Annotated in this window: 18 protein-coding genes and 1 tRNA gene; 9 read left to right on the plus strand and 10 right to left on the minus strand. The window is 71.4% G+C overall.

Going from position 1 to position 20315, the window contains the following annotated elements:
• Positions 1-36: 36 nt before the first annotated feature.
• Both NE234_RS23760 and NE234_RS23765 read left to right on the plus strand, forming a co-directional pair.
• Positions 37-1428, plus strand: coding sequence for a cation:dicarboxylate symporter family transporter (locus tag NE234_RS23760; protein ID WP_252782714.1), 1392 nt, complete (start codon positions 37-39; stop codon positions 1426-1428).
• A 100-nt stretch (positions 1429-1528) separates the two neighbouring features.
• A tRNA-Ile gene (locus NE234_RS23765) sits at positions 1529-1602 on the plus strand.
• Positions 1603-1697: 95 nt separating this feature from the next.
• On the opposite strand, the gene NE234_RS23770 is transcribed toward NE234_RS23765, so the two are convergent.
• Complete coding sequence (locus NE234_RS23770) at positions 1698-2558, minus strand: LLM class flavin-dependent oxidoreductase (protein ID WP_252782715.1); 861 nt, start codon at positions 2556-2558, stop codon at positions 1698-1700.
• Between the two features lie 74 nt (positions 2559-2632).
• Positions 2633-3562, minus strand: coding sequence for an alpha/beta hydrolase family protein (locus NE234_RS23775; RefSeq protein WP_252782716.1), 930 nt, complete (start codon positions 3560-3562; stop codon positions 2633-2635).
• 155 nt (positions 3563-3717) lie between these two features.
• On the opposite strand from NE234_RS23775, the gene NE234_RS23780 reads away from it, so the two are divergent.
• On the plus strand, positions 3718-4305 hold the full coding sequence (locus NE234_RS23780) for a TetR/AcrR family transcriptional regulator (RefSeq protein ID WP_252782717.1): 588 nt from the start codon (positions 3718-3720) through the stop codon (positions 4303-4305).
• 98 nt (positions 4306-4403) lie between these two features.
• Here NE234_RS23780 and NE234_RS23785 read toward each other — a convergent pair whose 3' ends face one another.
• Positions 4404-5054: a choice-of-anchor C family protein gene (locus tag NE234_RS23785; protein WP_252782718.1), complete on the minus strand. Its 651-nt coding sequence runs from the start codon at positions 5052-5054 to the stop codon at positions 4404-4406.
• 527 nt (positions 5055-5581) lie between these two features.
• Between NE234_RS23785 and NE234_RS23790 the strand changes: the two genes are divergently transcribed.
• The gene (locus NE234_RS23790; protein ID WP_252782719.1) at positions 5582-6487 is read left to right on the plus strand and encodes a helix-turn-helix domain-containing protein; all 906 of its coding nucleotides are present in this window, start codon (positions 5582-5584) and stop codon (positions 6485-6487) included.
• Positions 6488-6506: 19 nt separating this feature from the next.
• Here NE234_RS23790 and NE234_RS23795 read toward each other — a convergent pair whose 3' ends face one another.
• Together NE234_RS23795 and NE234_RS23800 are read right to left on the minus strand one after the other, a co-directional pair.
• Positions 6507-7355: a helix-turn-helix domain-containing protein gene (locus NE234_RS23795; protein WP_252782720.1), complete on the minus strand. Its 849-nt coding sequence runs from the start codon at positions 7353-7355 to the stop codon at positions 6507-6509.
• Between the two features lie 194 nt (positions 7356-7549).
• On the minus strand, positions 7550-8398 hold the full coding sequence (locus NE234_RS23800; RefSeq protein WP_252782721.1) for a siderophore-interacting protein: 849 nt from the start codon (positions 8396-8398) through the stop codon (positions 7550-7552).
• Between the two features lie 190 nt (positions 8399-8588).
• On the opposite strand from NE234_RS23800, the gene NE234_RS23805 reads away from it, so the two are divergent.
• Together NE234_RS23805 and NE234_RS23810 are read left to right on the plus strand one after the other, a co-directional pair.
• Positions 8589-9086 (plus strand): PH domain-containing protein, encoded by a 498-nt coding sequence (locus tag NE234_RS23805; RefSeq protein ID WP_252782722.1) that lies wholly within the window; start codon positions 8589-8591, stop codon positions 9084-9086.
• A 62-nt stretch (positions 9087-9148) separates the two neighbouring features.
• Positions 9149-10636 (plus strand): PH domain-containing protein, encoded by a 1488-nt coding sequence (locus NE234_RS23810; protein WP_252782723.1) that lies wholly within the window; start codon positions 9149-9151, stop codon positions 10634-10636.
• A 100-nt stretch (positions 10637-10736) separates the two neighbouring features.
• On the opposite strand, the gene NE234_RS23815 is transcribed toward NE234_RS23810, so the two are convergent.
• Both NE234_RS23815 and NE234_RS23820 read right to left on the minus strand, forming a co-directional pair.
• Positions 10737-11894 (minus strand): MFS transporter, encoded by a 1158-nt coding sequence (locus NE234_RS23815; protein ID WP_252782724.1) that lies wholly within the window; start codon positions 11892-11894, stop codon positions 10737-10739.
• A 43-nt stretch (positions 11895-11937) separates the two neighbouring features.
• Positions 11938-13506 carry an amino acid permease gene (locus NE234_RS23820; protein ID WP_252782725.1) on the minus strand — a complete coding sequence of 523 codons (1569 nt, stop codon included), beginning with the start codon at positions 13504-13506 and terminating at the stop codon, positions 11938-11940.
• Positions 13507-13744: 238 nt separating this feature from the next.
• On the opposite strand from NE234_RS23820, the gene ggt reads away from it, so the two are divergent.
• The 3 genes from ggt (at position 13745) to NE234_RS23835 (ending at position 16901) form a co-directional block, all read left to right on the plus strand.
• Entirely contained in the window at positions 13745-15565 is a 1821-nt protein-coding gene (ggt, locus tag NE234_RS23825; protein WP_252782726.1) for a gamma-glutamyltransferase, read from the plus strand.
• A gap of 66 nt (positions 15566-15631) precedes the next feature.
• Positions 15632-15955: a divalent-cation tolerance protein CutA gene (cutA, locus tag NE234_RS23830; protein WP_252782727.1), complete on the plus strand. Its 324-nt coding sequence runs from the start codon at positions 15632-15634 to the stop codon at positions 15953-15955.
• Between the two features lie 106 nt (positions 15956-16061).
• Positions 16062-16901 carry an oxygenase MpaB family protein gene (locus NE234_RS23835; protein ID WP_252782728.1) on the plus strand — a complete coding sequence of 280 codons (840 nt, stop codon included), beginning with the start codon at positions 16062-16064 and terminating at the stop codon, positions 16899-16901.
• A gap of 57 nt (positions 16902-16958) precedes the next feature.
• Here the strand turns inward: NE234_RS23835 and NE234_RS23840 are convergent, their stop codons facing one another.
• The 3 genes from NE234_RS23840 to NE234_RS23850 all read right to left on the minus strand — a co-directional run bounded on the left by NE234_RS23840 (position 16959) and on the right by NE234_RS23850 (position 20294).
• The gene (locus tag NE234_RS23840) at positions 16959-17531 is read right to left on the minus strand and encodes a histidine phosphatase family protein (RefSeq protein ID WP_252782729.1); all 573 of its coding nucleotides are present in this window, start codon (positions 17529-17531) and stop codon (positions 16959-16961) included.
• 71 nt (positions 17532-17602) lie between these two features.
• A complete protein-coding gene (gene ald, locus NE234_RS23845; protein ID WP_252782730.1) occupies positions 17603-18718 on the minus strand; it encodes an alanine dehydrogenase in 1116 nt (371 codons plus the stop codon).
• A 100-nt stretch (positions 18719-18818) separates the two neighbouring features.
• Positions 18819-20294, minus strand: coding sequence for a potassium/proton antiporter (locus NE234_RS23850; RefSeq protein ID WP_252782731.1), 1476 nt, complete (start codon positions 20292-20294; stop codon positions 18819-18821).
• Positions 20295-20315: the final 21 nt, after the last annotated feature.

Here is a 20315-nt window from a genome sequence, read left to right on the forward strand (position 1 = left end):
TCCTGGCAGATTTCCCCCGCTGAGAAGGAGACGGACATGTCTGCCGAGGCCCAGGGCCGCGCACCCGGACGACGCCGCGAACGGACCCATCTGCTCTACCTCACGGTGATCGCGGCCGTGATCGCCGGCATCGTCGTCGGGCTGGCCGCACCGAAGTTCGCGGTCGAGCTGAAACCGCTGGGAACCGGCTTCGTCAACCTCATCAAGATGATGATCAGCCCGATCATCTTCTGCACGATCGTGCTCGGGGTCGGCTCGGTGGCCAAGGCCGCCAAGGTCGGCGCGGTCGGCGGCCTCGCTCTCGGCTACTTCCTTCTGACGTCCACCGTCGCGCTGGCGATCGGGCTCATCGTCGGCAACCTGCTGCACCCCGGCGCGGGCATGCACCTCACCGCGGCGCTCCGCCAGTCCGGCCACGCGCAGGCGTCCGGGGCGAGTGAGGGAGCGGTCGACTTCCTGCTCGGCGTCATCCCGAAGACCCTGCTGTCGGCCTTCACCGAGGGCCAGGTCCTGCAGACGCTGCTGATCGCGCTGCTCACCGGCTTCGCCCTTCAGTCCATGGGGCGCTCCGGCGTGCCGATCCTCCGCGGCATCGAGCACCTCCAGCGGCTGGTCTTCCGGATCCTGGCGATCGTGATGTGGGCCGCCCCGATCGGGGCGTTCGGCGCGATGGCGGCCGTCGTCGGCGCCACCGGCCTCGACGCGCTCAAGAGTCTCGCCGTGATCATGATCAGCTTCTACCTCACCTGCGCCATCTTCGTCTTCGTCGTCCTCGGCGCGGTGCTCTGGCTCGTGGCGCGGATCAACGTCTTCTCGCTCCTGCGCTACCTCGGCCGCGAGTTCCTGCTGATCGTCTCCACCTCCTCCTCCGAGACCGCGCTGCCGCGCCTCATCGCGAAGATGGAGCACCTCGGCGTCGGCCGGTCCGTCTCCGGCCTCACCGTCTCGACCGGCTACTCCTTCAACCTCGACGGCACGGCCATCTACCTGACGATGGCGTCGCTGTTCATCGCCACCGCGACCGGCGCCCCCATGTCCGTCGGCCAGCAGATCTCACTGCTCGTCTTCATGATCGTGGCCTCCAAGGGCGCCGCCGGTGTCACGGGAGCGGGCCTGGCCACCCTGGCGGGCGGCCTGCAGTCGCACCGGCCCGACCTGGTCGACGGCGTCGGTCTCATCGTCGGCATCGACCGGTTCATGTCGGAGGCCCGCGCCGTCACCAACTTCGCCGGCAACGCGGTCGCGACCGTCGTCATCGGAACGCTGACCAAGGAGTTCGACCGCGAGCGCGCCCGCGAGGTCCTGGCCGGGCGGGCGCCGTTCGACGAGACGACACTCCTGGACGACCGGCGGCCGGCCGAATCCGGCACCGTCTCCCCGCCGGCGGTGTCGGGGGAGACGGCGACGCCCGCGCCGGCGAACGCCTGAGGCCGGCTTCCGCGAAGCGCCCGCGCACCTCGGCTGTGTCCGAGTTGCGCGGGCGTCTGCGGGCAGGCAAGGTAGTGGGGCTTGATATCTCGCTACCCTCGGGGCGGTAGCTCAGCCGGTTAGAGCAGGGGACTCATAATCCCTTGGTCGTGGGTTCGAGTCCCACCCGCCCCACCGATTCAGTCACTGTGCAGAAGCAGCCTGGTGGTGCCGATCGTCACCCTCCGGCCCGGGGATCACTGGTAACTCCCTTTCGGGAAGTATTGGTGTTAGACCGACGCGGTGACGAGTTCGTCGGCGACCCATCGCGCGACACCGGCGGGGTACGGCGCCGGCAGCCCGAGGACGATGTGCCCGAAACCGGCGGCGGCCGCCTCGGCGATCGCCGCCCGGGTCGTCCGGGGCTGCTCGTAGGAGACCGGCAGATGGATCGAGCGGGTGATCGAGGCTGGGTCGCGGCCGATCTCGGCGCAGTAGCGGTCCAGTAGCGCGCTGCGGCGGATGACGTCGTCGATGTCGCCGCCGGGAATGTTCCACAGGTCGGCGTGCTCGGCGACCACGCGCAGCGTCGCGGACGAGCGGCCACCGATCAGGATCGGCGGGTGGGGGCGTTGCGCCGGCTTGGGGTTGCAGAAGGCCCCGGTGAGCCGAACGTGGGCGCCACCGAAGTCGAACGGCTCGGTCTCGGTCCACAACCGCCGGATCACCGTGCACGCCTCGGCGAGGCTCTCCACCGAGTGTGCGAAGTCGTGAAAGGGCAGGCCGTGAGCCTCGTACTCGCGGCGGGCCAGCGGGTGGCCGGGGCGTGAGCCCGCGCCGATGCCGAAGTCGAGCCGCCCGCAGGAGACGACGTCGACCGTCGCGGCGATCTTGGCCAGCATGGCGGGCGGCCGGAAGCGGTTGCTGGTCACGAGCAGGCCGAGACGCAGCCGGCGGGTCTGGGCCGCGAGAGCCGACAGCAGCGTCCAGCCTTCGTAGGCCGGTCCGGCCGGGTCGCCGCCGATCGGCATGAGGTGGTCGAACAGCCACGCGTGCTCGATCTCGGGGATGGCGTCCGCGTCCTGCCAGACCCGCAGGACGTCCTGGTAGCCGACCTGCATGGGGGCGGTCATGATTCCGAAGCTGGGCATGGGGCGGTGAGGTCCTTTCCGTAGGGCGCGGGCCGGCCGCCCGCCGGGGGCGGCCGGCGCGAGTCTTCAGAGCGTCACTTCGATTCGATCCGGCCCAGCGGATCGATGTCGTCCGCCGGCGTGGCGCTCGCCGCCGACCAGCTCGGGTCCTCGGGGCGGAGCGCGCTGCGGAGGTAGGCCAAGGTGAGCCGCTGGATCAGGGCGACCCGTTCGGGGCTCTCGTCCGTGGTCTCCGCGGAGGCGTAGCCGGTGATCCCGCCCAGCGAGTGCTCCGCCCCGAACAGGGTGAGCAGGCTCTTGGGCCCCGGACTCAGGAAGTAGGCGTCCGTGAACCACTCCGGGCCCCGGACACTCAGGGCCGACTGGTCCTTGTCGCCCGCGACCACCAGGGCCGGCGTGGTCATCCCCGTGAAGTCCGGGTTCATGAAGGGGAAGTGCTCGGCGGCGAACGGCGTCAGGTCGGCGCCGCCCGTGCCCGCCGCGGCGAGCAGCACACCTGCCTTGATCCGTGAGTCGGACTCGTCCTCGCCCGGGACGCCCTCGGCGTCGAGGACCCGTGCGCCGAGCAGCATGCTCGCCGTCTGGGCGCCCCAGGAGTGCCCGGCGACGGCGATCCGGTCGCGGTCGAGGCGTCCCGCGAGGCCGGGAAGGGAGGCTTCGACGAGGTCCAGCCGGTCGACGACGCGTGTCAGGTCCTCGACCCGGAAGCGCCAGATCTCCGGGTACCGGGGATCCTCGGGCGTGACGTTCAGCGTCCGCGAGTCGAGGTGGGTGGGCTGAACGACCACGAAACCGTGGGCGGCCCAGAAGTCGGCGAGCGGGGCGTAGCCGTCCAGCGACTGACTGAAGCCGTGCGAGAAGACGATGATCGGCAGTTCGTCGCCGGTCGCCGGGGCCGACACCCGTACCAGCAGGTCATCGCCGCGGCCCGGTGCCGGCAGCACCACCGGGCGTACCGAGATGACGGGAGCGGGCGTGCCGACGACTTCATCGAGGTGGCGCATGAGCGTTTCTCCGTGAGTGATGGCGGGAGTGCCGATGCGGGGCATGGCTGCGAACGGCCGCCCGGCCTGGCATCATGAAAGCGGAACAACGTTCCGCCCTCAACATACGGAACAATGTTCCGTTTTGCAAGGCGAGTGACGGAGGCAACGGCGCAGTGGCCGACATCGGCAGCCGATCAGACACGCGGGCTCCCCGTAAGCGGGCCGACGCCCGGCGCAACGAGGAGACCCTCCTGGAGGCGGCCGCCGCGGCCTTCATCGCCTCCGGGGTCGACGTGCCCGTGCGCGACATCGCGGCCAGGGCCGGCGTCGGCGTCGGCACGATCTACCGCCACTTCCCGACGCGGGCCGATCTCATCGTCGCCGTCTACCGGCACCAGGTCGAGGCGAGCGTCGAGGCGGGCCCGGCACTGCTGGCGGACAGCGACTCACCGTTCACCGCTCTGACGCGGTGGATCGATCTCTTCGTCGACTTCCTGGTGACCAAGCACGGCCTCGCCGAGGCACTGCGGTCCGACGACGCCGCCTTCGCGACCCTGCACGCCTATTTCGTCGACCGCCTCATGCCCGTCTGCGCCGAGCTGCTCGACGCCGCCGCCGAGGCGGGCCAGATCCGTTCCGACATCGGGGCTCTTAACCTGATGCGCGGCGTCGGCAACCTCTGCATCGGCGCGGACACGGACCCGGAGTACGACGCCCGTCGCCTGGTCGGACTCCTCCTCGCCGGACTGCGCCTCCACTGACCGGCGCTCGCCCGGCCGCGTACGGCGAGGCGCCCCGCGGCGGCATTGGAGAAGGCCGCCGCGGGGCGCCGGGTGTCGGAGGTGGCGGAGGACGAAGGTCAGTTGTGGCCGAGGCGGCAGTCCATCGGGTGGGCCGGGGTGACGGAGACGGCGTCGATGACCGGTCCGAAGGCCCCGGCGGTGGAGCTCCCGAACGCGAGGGTCACCGCGGGGCCGAGGGCGCGGAACCTGAACCGCTGCGGGACGTATCCCATGTCCATCCGCGTCTTGCCGGTCGTGTCGAAGGCGAAGCTGCGCTGGCCCGCCGGGCGGTTCACGCCGTGCTGTGTCACCCGCAGGAAGCCCTCCTTGACCGCGGGTCCGCCTTCCGGGTTGCCGGCGAGGGAGAACGTGAGGGTGTAGCAACCCCCGGGGCGGGTCGGGACCGACTGCTCGATCGTGCCGCTCACGTCACCGTCCAGGTCGACGGACTGGTTCCCCTCCGCGGCCTGCCAGAAGCCGGAGCCGACCAGGTCGACGTTCCCGGAGACGACCTTCCAGGCGCCGAGGCGGTCTCCGGTGATGAAGGTCGTGAAGGCGTTCGCGGGGACCACCGGGCTCTCGAAGCCGCCGTTGGAGAAGGACGGCACTTCGGTGCTCCGCGCCTGTGCGGGCCGGGCGGCCGTCACGCAGAGGGCGAGGGCGGCCGCGGCCGGAAGCGCGGTGACCGCGCGCGCGGCGCGCGGGCTGAGGGTCGATGGAAGCATCATCGCTTCTCTCCTGGATGTCGGCTGGTCGTCGGTAGAGGTGCGCGGCGTATCGATTGGCCGGAATGGGCATGGACGCGCCCGATCGAATTCGCCCGTTCACTCACTGTAATTAGGTGATCTTGTTCTGTAGCCGGGTGGACGGGCGTTGGACGGGATATCGGGGCTTCCTTGCCCGTCGTTTACGGCTCCGCGTCCCCGGTGACCCGAGTGGTTCGCGGCGATCGACCGGTTCTGTTTGGCCGGATGTGGCCAGGAGAGGAAGTAATAACCCGCTGTCGGTGAAGCGTCGCGCCGACGGCGCGCCGGCGGCGGCATCACGGGCCGGATTCCGTCACCGCGCAGTTCGCGGGGGCATTCCCGTCCGTATCCCGGTTCTCAGTGATCGCCGCCGGTCACGTACGAATCGGACCGAGTACGTACCGGGCTCGATGTTCTACGCCGTTGCGCCGGAGCGACGCTACTTTGAGGCTTGTATCCGTCACTGCGCGTGGGACACTTGGCGGATTCCGGTGTCCTGAGGGGAGCGCATGATCGGTTCTGCGCCTGATGGCGAGAAGGCCGTGAGCAGCATGTTCGGTCATCATCGTGGTGGGCCGACGGTGCTGCGTATTGTGCTGGGGGCGCAGTTGCGGCGGTTGCGTGAGGCGCGGGGGATCACGTGTGAGGAGGCCGGTGAGGCGATCCGGGCGTCGCATTCGAAGATCAGCCGGATGGAGTTGGGGCGGGTTCGGTTCCGGTCGCGGGATGTGGCGGATCTGCTGAGTTTGTACGGGGTTGCCGATCAGGAGGAGCGGTCGGCGATGCTGGCGTTGGCGGAGCGGGCGAATGAGGCGGGGTGGTGGCATTCGTACTCCGATATTCTGCCGGGCTGGTTTGAGGTGTACATCGGGTTGGAGGAGGCGGCGTCTCGGATCCGTGCGTATGAGGTGCAGTTCGTTCCTGGGTTGTTGCAGACCGAGGATTATGCGCGTGCGGTGACGTTGCTGGGGCATCCGGATGCGCCGGGGCATGAGGTGGAGCGGCGGGTGGGGTTGCGGATGCGGCGTCAGTCGTTGCTGTCGGGGGAGGATCCGCCGCATTTTTGGGCGGTGGTGGATGAGGCGGCGTTGCGGCGGCCGTTGGGTGGGGTCGCGGTGATGCGGCGGCAGTTGGAGCACCTGATCGAGGTGACGGAGTTGCCGCATGTGACGTTGCAGGTGGTGCCGTTTCATCTGGGGGGTCATGCGGCGGCGGGTGGGCCGTTCAGTATTTTGCGGTTCGCGGAGCCGGATCTGCCTGATGTGGTGTATTTGGAGCAGTTGACCAGCGCGTTGTATTTGGACAAGCGTGAGGATGTGGATAATTATCTGGCGGTGATGGAGCGGTTGTGCATCGACGCCGAGCCCGCCACCCGCATCCGCGACACCCTCGGAGCGATCCTCCGCGACCTCTGACCTCCGCGGCCTCCGACTCTCAGAGCTCGCGCATGATCTTGCTGATCAGATCCATGGACTCCTCCGGCGAGGCGCTCTGCACGCACAGGCGCTCCATCGCCGCCGTGTAGTGGTCCATGTCGTCGTCCTTCTCCAGGTACATCGCGCCCGTCAGCTGCTCGATGTAGGCGATGTCGGGGAGTTCCGGCTCGGGGAAGCGCAGGATCGTGAACGCTCCTGCCTCACCGGCGTGACCGCCCACCCGGAACGGCATCACCTGCACCGTGATGTTCTCCCGTCGCGCGGCCTCGTGCAGCGCCCGCAACTGGGCGCGGGTCACCTCCACGCCGCCGATCGGTCGCCACAGCGCCGCCTCGTCGATGACGGCCCACAGGCGAGGCGGGTGCGGCTGATACAGGATCCGCTGCCGGCGCATCCGCAGCTCGACCCGGCGCTCGACCTCGTCCGCCGACGGATCCGACATGCCCTGCATGACGACCGCGCGGGTGTACTCCGGAGTCTGCAGCAGCCCGGGGATGAACTGCACCTCGTAGGTCCGGATGACCTGGGCCGCCTCCTCCAGATCGACGTAGGGGCGGAACCAGGCGGGCATCGCGTTGTTGTACGCCTGCAGCCAGCCGGGCCGGCTGGCCTCCCGTACGACGGTCAGGAGGGCGTCGCGCTCGCCGCGGTCGTCGATGCCGTACAGCTTGAGCAGGGCGACGACGTCGTCCTCGTCGAGACCGGCGCGGCCCTGTTCGAGTCGGCCGATCCGGCTCTCCGTCGCGTTGATGGCCTCGGCGGCCTCCTTGCGGCTCGTCCCGGCCGCCTCCCGCAGGCGGCGGAGCTGTGCTCCCACGATCCTGCGGCGGACGGTGGGCCTGCTCACCGAATGCACCGCCACGGCCACGGGTTCCCACCTCCGATCACCATAATGCGGGCAGAGTCTGCCATCGATGACCACCGGTGAACAGACCTCAGGGCCTACTGAGACCGAAATAGCCTTTGAAATCTTTCCCTTTACGGCGGATCGGTCCAATAGGCCGGTCGTCGGCGGGTGCCCGCGCGGCCTCTCCCGGGCGCTCAGACCGTCGCGGAGGCCTCTTCCTCCTCGATCCGGCGGTTCCAATCCGCCTTGCTCGCCCGCCAGCCCTCGTCGTCCGCGCCGAGGCGCCAGTAGCCGGAGATGGACAGCTGGTCCATGGACAGCCCGCGCTCCAGTCGCAGGTGCCGCCGCAGCCGTTTGACGAATCCCGCCTCACCGTGCACGAACGCGTGGACCTCGCCCGGCGGGAACTCCAGGTCGCGTACGGCCTCGACGAGCGCGTCGCCGACCTCGGCGGTGCCGCGGTGCAGCCAGACGATCCGCGTGTCGCCCGGAGCGTCGAGCGGCACCTCTTCCTCGGCGCCGGCCACCTCGACGAAGACCCGGGCGGTGGCCCCCTCCGTGAGCCGCTCCAGCGAGGCGGCGATGGCCGGGAGGGCGCTCTCGTCACCCACGAGCAGGTGCCAGTCGGCCTTCTCGCTCGGCGCGTACGCCCCGCCGGGCCCCAGGAACAGCACCTCCTCGCCGGGCTTGACCCGGGCGGCCCAGGGGCCGGCCAGACCGTGGTCCCCGTGATACACGAAGTCGATGGTCAGCTCACGGGCCTCCGCGTCCCACGAGCGCACCGTGTACGAGCGCAGCCGCGGCCACTGTTCGCGCGGAAGGTCGCGGTGGACGGCCTCCATGTCGAACGGCTCGGGGTACTCCACGCCGGGCACCGGAAAGAGGATCTTCACGTAGTGGTCGGTGTACTCGCCGGCGGAGAAGCCGGCCAGCTCCTCGCCGCCGATCACGACGCGGATCAGGTGCGGGGTCAGCCGCTCGACGCGCTGGACGCGGCCGTGGTTCACTCGCCGGCCTCGCCGGGCGGGCCTGTCGTTGGTCATGTGACCCTCCTTATTAGGTGAGCCTAACTTTAAGCGGCGGCGCCTCTATCACCTACCCGGCGTGAGCGGGATCACCGTCCGGCGGCTCCGGTGCCGCGGGGCGGCGCACGGCCACAGTGACATCTGTCATCGGAGAATCGGTGATAGCGCGCTCTGTGGCGACGACGGGGGCTCTGCGAGGATCGGCCCTGTGGAGGCAACGGAGGTGCGGCTCAGGCCGCCACGTCACCTGGTCAGCAGGAAGGCCATCGGCTACTGGACCCTGCGCGCGCTGGGCGGCTGGCTGCCCATCCCCGCCGCTCAGGTCATCTGGACGCTCGGCGACGACGGTCACGTTCCATGGCATCTCGCGGGGCTCGTCCTGACCGGGGTGCTCGGCGCGGCGCACGTCATCGTCATGCCCCAGTGGCGGTTCCGCGTGCACCGCTGGGAGGTGACGCCGGAGGCCGTCTACACGCAGTCCGGCTGGTTCGACCAGGAGCGGCGCATCGCCCCGATCTCCCGCATCCAGACCGTCGACAGCGAGCGCGGACCGTTCGAGCAGCTGTTCGGCCTCGCGAACGTCACGGTGACGACGGCCTCGGCGGCCGGTCCGCTGAGGATCCGCGGACTCGACCGGGAAGCGGCGGAGCGGCTCGTCGACCACCTCACCGAGGGCACCTCGGCCGACCGGAGCGACGCGACGTGAGCGAGCAGCGAGCGGATCAAGAGCACAGCGTCTCTGGTCACCCCTCCGTCGAAGGAGGGCACATGAACGCCGAGCCAGGACCGGGGGACTGGCGGCGGCTGTCCACCCGCATGCTCCTCGTCCATCCGGTGCAGGAACTCCTGCGGGCCTGGCCGGTGCTGGTGGGCCTCGTGGTGGCCGGCAGCGCCGGCGGGCACGGGTCCTGGTGGAGCCTGGCGGCCACGGCCGCCGTCATCCTCGGCGGGTTGCTGCGCTGGTTCACGACCTCCTACCGCGTCACCGCCGAACAGGTCCAGGTCCGCAAGGGCCTCCTGCGGCGGCAGGTCCTGACCGTCCCGCGCGACCGGATTCGTACGGTCGACGTCACGGCCCACGCGCTGCACCGCTCTCTCGGCCTGGCCAAGGTCGAGGTGGGCACCGGCCGTACCGACCGCAAGAACGACGGGGTGAAGCTCGACGCCCTGCACACGGCCGAGGCCGCCCGCCTGCGCGATGAGCTCCTGCACCGCGTGGCGGCCTCCGCCACGCGGCCGGCCGAGCGGCCCCGCGAGACGCTTCTGGCCCGGATGCGGCCGGAATGGGTGCGGTACGGCCCGTTCACGCTGACGGGATTCGTCACGGTCGGGGTCGTCGCCGGAGTCGTGTGGCGCTCCCTCAACGAGGCGCACGTCGACCCCAGGCGGATCCGGGCGCTGAGCGCGCTGCTGGACCGGTTCGGGCGGACCTCGCCGGCCGTGGACGTCCTCATCGTCGCCGTCGCGCTCCTGGTGGTCGTGGCGGCGGCCTCCACCCTCGGGTACGTCCTGGCCTTCCACGGCTTCCGGCTCACCCGGGGCGACGCCGGCACCCTTCACGTCACCCGCGGTCTCATCACGACGCGGGCGATCACGATCGAGGAGCGGAGGCTGCGCGGCGTGGAGTTCAGCGAGCCGCTGCTGCTGCGAGCCGTCGGCGGGGCGCGGTGCATCGCCATCACCACCGGGCTGCGCGTCGGGCGCGGCGCCGAGCGCGGCGGGTCGCTGCTGCTGCCGCCCGCACCGCGCGCCGAGGCGCTCCGGGTGGCCGGCGCGGTGCTCCGGGACGACGTCCCGTTCAGCCGGACGCCGACCGGGCACGGCCCACGTGCGACACGCCGCCGCTTCTCCCGTGCCGTCGGCGTCGCCCTCCTCGTCGTGGCCGCCGCTGCCGCCCTGTGGGCCCTCGGCGCGGTGCCCGCGTGGACCTGGCAGGTCGCGTTCGTCCTCGTCCCGCTCGCCGCGCTCGTGGCCGCCGACCGCGCGCGGGCCCTCGGGCACACGGTCGTGAACGGGGCCCTGGTCAGCAGCCGTGGCTCGCTCGTACGGCGCCGGAGCGTGCTGTCCTGCGAGGGGATCATCGGCTGGAACCTGCGACGGTCCTTCTTCCAGCGGCGGAGCGGCCTGGCCACCCTGGTCGCGACGACCGCGGCCGGACGCCAGCGGGTGGAGGTCCAGGACGTTCCGCTGCCGCAGGCCCTCCGGATCGCCGAGGAGGCGCTCCCCGGCCTGCTGACGCCGTTCCTGGAACGCTGAACGCCGGGACGGCGCCGGCTCGGCGCAGGGTGAGGGCCTCTAATGCGACGCGGGGTGACGGCGTCCGGTGCGGGGTGACGGCGCCCGGCGCGGCCGGGCGTCACTGTTCGCGCAGGGCGCCGGCGGGCAGGGCGATGAGGGCGGTCATGACCGCGACGAGCGCGAGCGCGGTCGTCAGCGAGGTCGCCTGCGCCACGAACCCGATGACGGGCGGCGCGATCATCCATCCGCCGTACCCGACCGTCCCGACGGCGGCCACGGCGGTGCCGGGGTCACGGCCGGGGGTACGGCCCGCGGCGCTGAAGGTCAGGGGGACGACCGTCGCCATGCCGAGCCCGAGCAGGACGAAGGCGACGACGACCACCGGCGTGACGGGCACGAGGAGCCCCGCGGCCAGCCCGACGGCGCCGATCACGGCCGCCGCGCGGACCACGCGGGGTGCGCCGAACCGCCCCACGACGCGGTCCCCGACGAGGCGGGCGGCGGCCATGGACAGGGAGAACCCCGCGTAGCCCCACGCGGCGACGCCGGGCGTCGCGTGCGCGGCCGTGCGGAGGTACACCGCGCTCCAGTCGGCCGCGGCGGCCTCCCCGAACAGGCTGCAGAAGGTGATGACGCCGAGGATGAGCAGGGCGCGGTCCGGCCGGGCGAAGACCTTCCCGGCCGCCGTCGGCGGCGCGGGCGTGAGGCGCGTGCCGCACAGGACGCCGACCACCGCGATGACCACACCGACGGTCAGGAGGTGCCCCGGCGCCGCGACGCCCGCCCGCGCGACCAGCCCGGCGCTCGCCGAGCCGATGAGGCCGCCGGCGCTCCACAGGCCGTGCAGGCCCGACATGATCGACCGGCCGTAGCGCTCTTGGACCGTGACACCCTGGGCGTTCATCGCCACGTCGAGGATGCCGCCGGCGGCACCGGACAGGAACAGCGCGGCGAAGATCACCGGCAGGGTCGGCGCGAAGGCGGGGAGCGGCAGGGCGACGGCGACGGCGAGCGTCATGACGCGGGTCAGGGTGCGGCTGTCGACGCGCGCGCTCAGCCACGCGGCGATCGGCATCCCCGAGAGTCCGCCGATCGCCGCGCCCATCAGCGCCAGCCCCAGGCCGGCGGAGGACAGGTGCCGGGCCTCCTTGACCCAGGGGATGCGGGCGGCCCAGCTCCCCGCCGCGATGCCGTGCAGGGCGAACACGCAGGCGACGGCGAGGCGGGCCTGGCGGTCCCGTTGCGTGGGGCCGCCCGAGACGGACGTCGAAGACATCCCACCATGATCACCTACGCGTTCCGGCGGGCGATACCCTCCGTCAACGGCGGTGCCGGCCGGGGTCGCGGACCGGATGGCCGTCGAGGAGATGGCGCAGGCGGCTGTTGGTCCGCCCGTACAGCAGGTAGACGACCAGCCCGAAGGCCATCCAGAGGCCGAAGTACTCCCAGGTGCGCAGGCGCAGGTTGAGCATGAGCCAGCCGACGGCGGCGATGGCCAGGACCGGTGTCACGGGCACGCCGGGCACGCGGAACCCGCGCGGCAGGTCCGGGCGGGCGCGGCGGAGCACCGGCACGCCGGCCGACACGAACAGGAAGGCGAACAGCGTCCCGATCACGATCATCTGCTGGAGCGTGAGGACGCTGACCTTCCCGAACGTCCAGACGTCGACCTGGGACAGCGCGATCGCCGTGCCTCCGACCAGGAGCGCGGCGCGGGTCGGCACCTTGTACCGGCGGCTGAGCACGGCGAGCGGCGCGGGCAGCAGGCCGTCGCGGGCCATCGCGAAGAGCACGCGGGTCTGGGCGACCATGACGACGAGGATGACGGTGGCCAGGCCGATGACCGCGCCCACGTCGATGACCAGGCCCATCCCGTCCGACCCGACGGCGGTGAACGCGTCGGCCAGCGGCGTCGCCGGGTTCAGCCGGCCGTACGGGACCATGCCCACCATCGCGACCGCGACGCCGATGTAGAGGGCGATCGCGATGAGGAGGCTGACGATCATCCCGGCCGGCACCCGGCGGGGGGCGTCCCGTGTCTCCTCCGCGGCCGTGGCGATGAGGTCGAAGCCGAGGTACGCGAAGGCGATCGCGGACGTGGCGGCGAAGATGCCGAACAGGCCGAACGCGTGCGGCGCGCCGCCCGTGACCAGGTCCAGGACGGTCCGGTCGCCGTCGGGGGCGGGCAGGGGCCGGGCGGGCGGCACGAACGGCCTGAGGTTGGCGGGATGGAAGAACAGGAGCCCGCCGGCGATCACCAGGCCGATCGCGATGACCTTCGCCAGCACCATGAACCACAGGGTGTAGAGGCTGAGCCGCGCGCCGCTGGCGACCACCAGTGTCAGCACCGCGAGGAGCAGCAGGGAGAACAGGTCGAACCCCGTCTCGTGCCCCACGACGCCCGCGATCGCCGAGGGGACGTGGACGGCGGAGACGCCGGACAGCGTGCGGACGTCGCCGATCAGCCGGGTCGCGTACAGGGACCAGGCCCGGCCGACGACGGCGGCGGTGAGCTGGAGTTCCAGCAGGAGCGCCCAGCCGATCACCCAGGCCCAGATCTCGCCGAAGGCGACGTAGGCGAACGAGTAGGCGCTGCCCGCCACCGGCATCGTGGACGACAACTCGGCGTAGGAGAGCGCGGACAGCAGGCAGGCGAGGCCCGCGATGACGAAGGAGACGATGACGGCGGGGCCCGCCGTCGTCGCGGCCTGCTCGCCGGCGACCCGGAAGATGCCGGCGCCCACCATCACGCCGAGGCCCAGCACGATCAGGTCGCGCGTCTTGTAGATGAGGGACAGCCGGTGGCGGCCGCCGTAGTGCGGGCCGACGGTCTCCTCGACCGGCAGCCGGCGGAGCACGTTGTTGCGGAACGGTGCCTGGACGCTCAACTCGTGTCGTCCCCCCAAAAAGGTGTCTCGGCCGGTCGAGCCCCCCACCGCCTATGGGTTCTAGGGCACCCAAGGATGTCCGAGTTGATGGTGGATAACAAGGTCACAGCCGTTAAATGGGTTTTCGGAGATACGCGACACTTCGGCCGTGTCCGGCCGATCTCCTGGAACCCCGCGCGGCCGGGTGGCATGGTGGGGGCAAGCGTTCCAAGCGTTCACCGTGGGTCAGGAGAACCGCATGCGCCGCAGACACGCCGTCATCGGGCTCGCCGCCCTCGCCCTGGCGACCCTCACCGTGCCGGCCCAGGCGCGGAGCCTGCCCGGCCACCCCCCGGCCGTCGCTCCGCCCCAGGGCAAGCAGGCGGTCGCGGTCGGATACGGCGGCGCGGTGTCGAGCGTCGACCTGGACGCCACCCGCGCCGGCATCGAGGTGCTGCGGAACGGCGGCAACGCGGTGGACGCGGCCGTCGCCGTCGCCGCCACCCTCGGCGTGACCGAGCCGTACGTCGCCGCGATCGGCGGCGGCGGCTTCTTCACGTACTACGACGCGCGGACGCACAAGGTCTCCACCATCGACGGCCGCGAGACCGGCCCGGCGCGGATGACCAAGGACATCTTCATCGACCCGAAGACCGGCAAGCCGCTGTCGTTCGACGAGGCCGTGACGAGCGGCCTGTCGATCGGCGTCCCCGGCACGCTGGCGACGTGGGACAAGGCGCTGCGCAGCTTCGGCACCCGCCGCCTCGGCACGCTCCTCCAGCCGGCGATCAGGGTGGCCGAGCACGGCTTCACCGTCGACCAGGAGTTCTACGACCAGACCGCGGTCAACGCCGACCGGTTCAAGGACATCGTGCCGACGCGCGAGCTGTTCCTGCCGGGCGGCCGGCCGCCAGCCGTCGGGTCGACGTTCCGCAACCCCGACCTGGCCGACACCTACCGGCAGATCGCCCGGCGCGGCCTCGGCTGGTTCTACGGCGGCGGGCTCGGCGCCGAGATCGCCCAGACGGTGCGCAAGCCGCCCGTCGATCCGAAGGCCACCCGGAACGTACGGCCCGGCGTCATGGAGACCTCGGACCTCGCCGGCTACCACGCCGTGGGCCGCGCCCCCACCCACGTGAACTACCGGGGGCTGGACGTCTACGGCATGGCCCCGCCCTCCTCAGGCGGCTCCACCGTGGGCGAGGCGCTGAACATCATGAAGAACTTCCACTTCAGCGACCCCGTCCAGGCGCTGCACACCTACCTGGAGGCGTCCCGGCTCGCCTACGCCGACCGGAACGCCTACGTCGGCGACCCCGCGTACGTCGACGTGCCGCTGAAGACGCTGCTGTCCGACGGGTTCGCGAGCTCCCGCGCGTGCCTCATCAAGCCCGACGAGGCGGCCACGAGCCCGGTGCCGCCGGGCGACCTCAAGGCGCACGGCTGCGCGGCCCCGCAGGGCAAGGCCCAGAACCTCCCGTACGAGGGGCCGCAGACGACGCACCTGGTCACCGCGGACCGCTGGGGCAACGTCGTCTCGTACACCCTGACGATCGAGCAGTTCGGCGGCAGCGGGATCACCGTGCCGCACCGCGGGTTCCTGCTGAACAACGAGATGACGGACTTCGACTTCACGTCCTCGACCCCGGCGGGCTACCCCGACCCGAACCTGCCCGCGGCGGGCAAGCGGCCGCGCAGCAGCATGGCGCCCACGATCGTGCTGCGGAACGGGCGGCCGTACCTCGCCGTCGGCTCCCCGGGCGGGTCCACCATCATCACCACGGTCCTGCAGATCCTGCTGAACCGCGTGGACCTCGGCATGACGCTGCCGCAGGCGGTGGCGGCGCCGCGCGCCACCCAGCGCAACACGCCGCAGACGTTCGCCGAGCAGGCGTTCATCGACCGGTACGGCGCGGCGCTCAAGGCCAAGGGACACGACCTCGCGTTGTTCCCCGGGCCGCCGGCGGGCGTGATCGGCGCGGCGGCCGGCCTGGAGTTCCTCGGCGGCGGCGTGCTCCAGGCCGTCGCCGAGCCGGTCCGCCGGGGCGGTGGCAGCGCGATGGTGGTCCATCCCAAATGATTACGTGATCGCTGGGCGAGGCCGACGCACGTCAGGGCTACCATCGAGCAGGGGAGGGAGTCGCCCATGGCCGAGGCGTACGTCCAGGTGACGACGACCACCGACTCGCGTCATGAGGCGGCCGAGATCGCCCGGTCCGCGGTCGCCGAGCGCCTCGCCGCGGCCGCCCAGCTCGTCGGCCCCATCGCCAGCACCTACTGGTGGGAGGGCGAGATCGAGTCGGCCGAGGAGTGGATGGTGGTCTTCAAGACCACCGCCGAGCGCTTCGAGGCCCTGGCCGGCCGGATCGCCGAGCAGCACTCCTACGACACCCCGGAGATCATTGCGACCCCCGTCGTCGCGGGGAGCGGTGACTACCTCGCCTGGGTCCGCGAGCAGACCACGATCTGAGGGCACGCCAGGTGTGATCTGTCCGTAATTGGGCAATAATCACTCACTTGCGCCGTGGCGTCTCCCCGCGCCCGTGCTCCGGTCCGGTCTCTCAAGGCGGTGACGGATGAGCGAGGATTACGGGCTGTTCGGCCCCGGATCCGTGACATGGAAGGTGATGGGGGAGCCCGTCCTGATCATCGGTGGCTTCCGCGCGCTCATCCTGCAGGCGCTGCACCCGCCGTCCATGTGGGGTACGGCGCAGAACTCCGAGCTCATGGATCCGCACGCGGCCTGGAGCCGGCTCGGCCGCACGATCGAGTTCGTGCGCGTCCGGACGTACGGCACGCTGGACGAGGTCGAGCGGGCCGGCCGCCGGGTCCGCCGGATCCACTCCCGGCTGACCGGCTTCCATCCCTACACGGGCGAGATCTTCCGCGTCGACGAGCCCGAGAACCTCCTATGGGTGCACATGGGGGAGGTCGACTCCTACCTCGACATCGCGTGGCGCTCCGGAGTCCCCCTGACACCGGAGGAGGCCGACGCGTTCGTCGACGAACAGCGCCGCGCCGGCGCGGTCGTCGGGCTCGACCCTGCCGACATCCCCGCCTCGGTGGCCGAGATGCGGGCCTACTACGCGGAGATCCGCCCGAAGCTCTTCGCATGCAAAGAGGCCAAGCAGGGCCTGCGGCGGCTGTACAACCCGACGGTTCCGCGCCGGATGCTGCCGCTCAAGCTCGCCGCCCCGAGCATCGCGACGCTCGTCGTGGCGACGCTGCCGCGCTGGGCGCGTCGCATGTACGGCCTGCCGGCCACGCCGCTGGAGGACCTGTGGGCCACGACCACGCTGAAGGCGCTGTACCACGGCACCCGCGTCGTCCCCGAGCAGTGGCGTTACTCACCCGACGCCCGCCGCGCACGGCACCTGACCCGCGAGGCGGGCCCGGACATCGCCGCCGTGTCCTGACCCGGCGGGCGTGCGTGGCCGAGGTCGGCGAGTTCGAGATCGCGTATGCCCCTGAATCTAACGGGCGGGGACGTTCCAGGAGCTGATGACGGGACGGTCGTGCTCGGTGCCGAGAGCGGAGACGGTGCCGGTGTCGAGGCGGAACAGGCGGCCGTCCTCCGGCGGCAGGCCCAGCCACCGCGCGGTGAGCACGCGGAGCACGTGTCCGTGCGCGACGAGCGCCACGTCGCCCGTGGCGAGGTGCGGACGGACGCGCTCGATCACCGCGTCGGTCCGCGCGCCGACCTGCCCGGCGGTCTCGCCCTCGGGTACGCCGTCGCTCCACAGGTACCAGCCGGGCCGGTCCTGGCGGATGTCCGGCGTCGTGCGCCCCTCGTACGCGCCGTAGTCCCACTCCCAGAGGCGGTCGTCGACCTCGGTGACGGTCAGCCCGGCCAGCTCCGCCGTCCGGCGGGCGCGCTGCGCGGGGCTGGTCAGGGTGAACGCGATGTCGCGGGCGGCGATCAGCGGGGCGAGCGCCTTGGCCTGCTCCTCGCCGCGCGAGGTCAGGGGGAGGTCCGTACGGCCGGTGTGCCTGCCCGTCCGGCTCCATTCGGTCTCACCATGACGCAGCAGTATCAATTCCCCCATGAGAGCACAATACGGGAGACCTGTGGAACGCTCCCCACCGCCCCGCGGACCGGGGGAGCGTTCCGGGCGGGTCAGACGAGGACGTCGTCCAGCGCGGTCACCTGGAGGCCGTGCGCCTCGGCCACCGGCTCGCTGACCAGGGCGCCGTCGTGGGTGCTGAGGCCGAGCGCCAGGGCGCGGTCGTCGCGCAGCGCGGCGCGCCAGCCCTTGTCGGCGAGCGCGACGGCGTACGGCAGCGTCACGTTCGTCAGCGCGTAGGTCGAGGTGTTCGGCACCGAGCCGGGCATGTTGGCGACGCAGTAGAAGACCGACTCGTGCACCTTGTAGGTCGGGTCGGCGTGCGTCGTCGGGTGGGAGTCCTCGAAGCAGCCGCCCTGGTCGATGGCGATGTCCACGAGCACCGAGCCCGGCTTCATCCGGGACACCAGGTCGTTGGAGACCAGCGTCGGAGCCTTGGCGCCGGGGATCAGCACCGCGCCGATGACCAGGTCGGCGCCGAGCACCTCGCGCTCGATGGCGTACGCGCTGGACACCAGCGTCTTCAGCCGCCCCTGGTAGATCGCGTCGATGTACCGGAGCCGGTCGACGTTGACGTCCATCACCGTGACGTCCGCGCCCATCCCGACGGCGATCTGCGCGGCGTTCAGGCCGGAGACACCGCCGCCGACCACGACCACCCTGGCCGGGGCGACGCCGGGCACGCCGCCCGGGAGGACGCCGCGGCCGCCGTTGAAGCGCATCAGGTTGTACGCGCCGACCTGCGGGGCGAGCCGTCCGGCGACCTCCGACATCGGGGCAAGCAGCGGCAGGGACCGGTTCGGCAGCTGCACGGTCTCGTACGCGATCGAGGTGACGCCGTTCTCCAGGAGCGCGTCCGTGCACGGGCGGGACGCCGCCAGGTGCAGGTAGGTGAAGAGCGTCTGGCCCTTCCGCATCCGGGGGTACTCCTCGGCGATCGGCTCCTTCACCTTCAGGATCAGGTCACCGGCCGCCCACACGTCGTCGGCGCTCTCCAGGATCTTGGCCCCGGCGCCGATGTAGTCCTCGTCCGGGATGGACGAGCCCGCGCCGGCGCCGCGCTCGATCAGGACATCGTGGCCGTGCCGGACCAGCTCATGCACGCCCGCGGGCGTGATCGCCACACGGTATTCATGGTTCTTGATCTCGCGGGGTACGCCGACCTTCACGTTTCCTCCTCATGGTGCTTCCACCCCTAAGGGTGGCCGTGAAAGGCCCACGGTGACCGGCGCAACATGTATCCGCATCGGCAAGCTTGCTGACATCATGTCAGCAGGTCGCGGGGCCTCCCCGGTGCCGGGAGAACACCGCGTCCAGATCGGGGCTGTCCGTGGCGAGGACCAGCACCTCGTCCCCCGCTCGCATCAGCGTGTCCCCGCGCACCGGCACCAGGCGCCCGTCCCGGATCACGAAGCTGATCCAGACGTCCTCACCGCACGGGAGGTCGTCCACGCTCATGCCGTCGGCGGGCGAACCCGCCTGCACCTGGTAGCGGTGCAGGCCCTCGGGCTCCTCCTGGAACCGCACCCCCAGGCTCCACGGCTCGGGCTCGACGACGCGCAGCGGGATCCTGAGGCGGCGGGCCAGACCCGGCACCGAGCCGCCCTGCACGATCACCGAGAACGCCACGACCACGAAGATGATCTCGTACGCGCGCCGGGCCCCGGGCAGGCCCTCCTGCAGGATGAACAGGCCGAGGAGGATCGGAACCGCCCCCTTGAGCCCGGTCCACAGTACGAAGATCCGCTCGTTGCGTCGCAGGCGCACCGGCCACAGCAGCAGGCCGACGAACAGCGGGCGGATGACGAAGGCCAGCGCCACCGCGAGGACCAGGCCGATCCACCACGCGCCGCCGTCGCCCAGGCCCCGCAGGCTGATCGTGAGACCGAGCATGGTGAACGCGACGATCTCCGCGAGGCTCGCCAGCGAGGAATGGAACCGCTCGATCTCCCGCTTGTACGGCGCGCGTTCGTCGCCGAGCACGATCCCGGCGACGAGCACGGCGAGGAAGCCCGAGCCGTGCGCGACCGTCGCCAGCCCGTACACCGCCAGCGCTCCGAACAGGACCCGCAGCGCGTACAGGCCCTCGCTGGGCAGCGGGACGCGCCGCATGAAGGCCAGCAGGAGCATTCCTCCGGCGACGCCGATGACGCCGCCGATGGCCATCTGCTCGACGAAGACGACGGTGACGTGTCCGATCGCCGACACACCGCCGCCCGTGGCGCCCAGGACGGCGACGAGGAGGGCGATGCCGACGGGGTCGTTGGCCCCGGACTCGCCCTCCAGGAGCGTCCCGGTGCGCCCGGCGATCTCCCTGCGGCCCAGGACGGAGAACACCACGGCCGGGTCCGTGGGTGAGAGGGCGGTGCCGAGCAGCATCGCAAGGCGCCAGTCGATGCCGAGCCCGTAGTGGGCGAGCAGGGCGACCGCCGCGCCGGTGACGAGCGTTCCGGCGACACCGATCCAGATCGTCGCGCCGGCCGCGGACCGGAACCTCCGCCGGCCGATGTGCATCCCGCCGTCGAACAGGATCACCGCGAGCGCCACGGTGACGACCTTCTGGATCGTCGGGATCGAGACCGCGCCGAGACGGGGCCACAGGTCCGAGGCGACCGCCGCGCACAGCAGGAAGATGGCCGGCGCGGGGATCCGCGTGCGCTCGCTGAAGCGGTTGGACAGCACCGCCACGGTGCCGACGAGCGCGATCAGCAGGATCGCCAGCCCGAACCTCTCGACGCCTGACACGGCCACTGCCTCTCTAAGGGG

The organism is Actinoallomurus rhizosphaericola, assembly GCF_024055675.1.
GTDB classification, from domain to species: Bacteria; Actinomycetota; Actinomycetes; order Streptosporangiales; family Streptosporangiaceae; genus Actinoallomurus; species Actinoallomurus soli.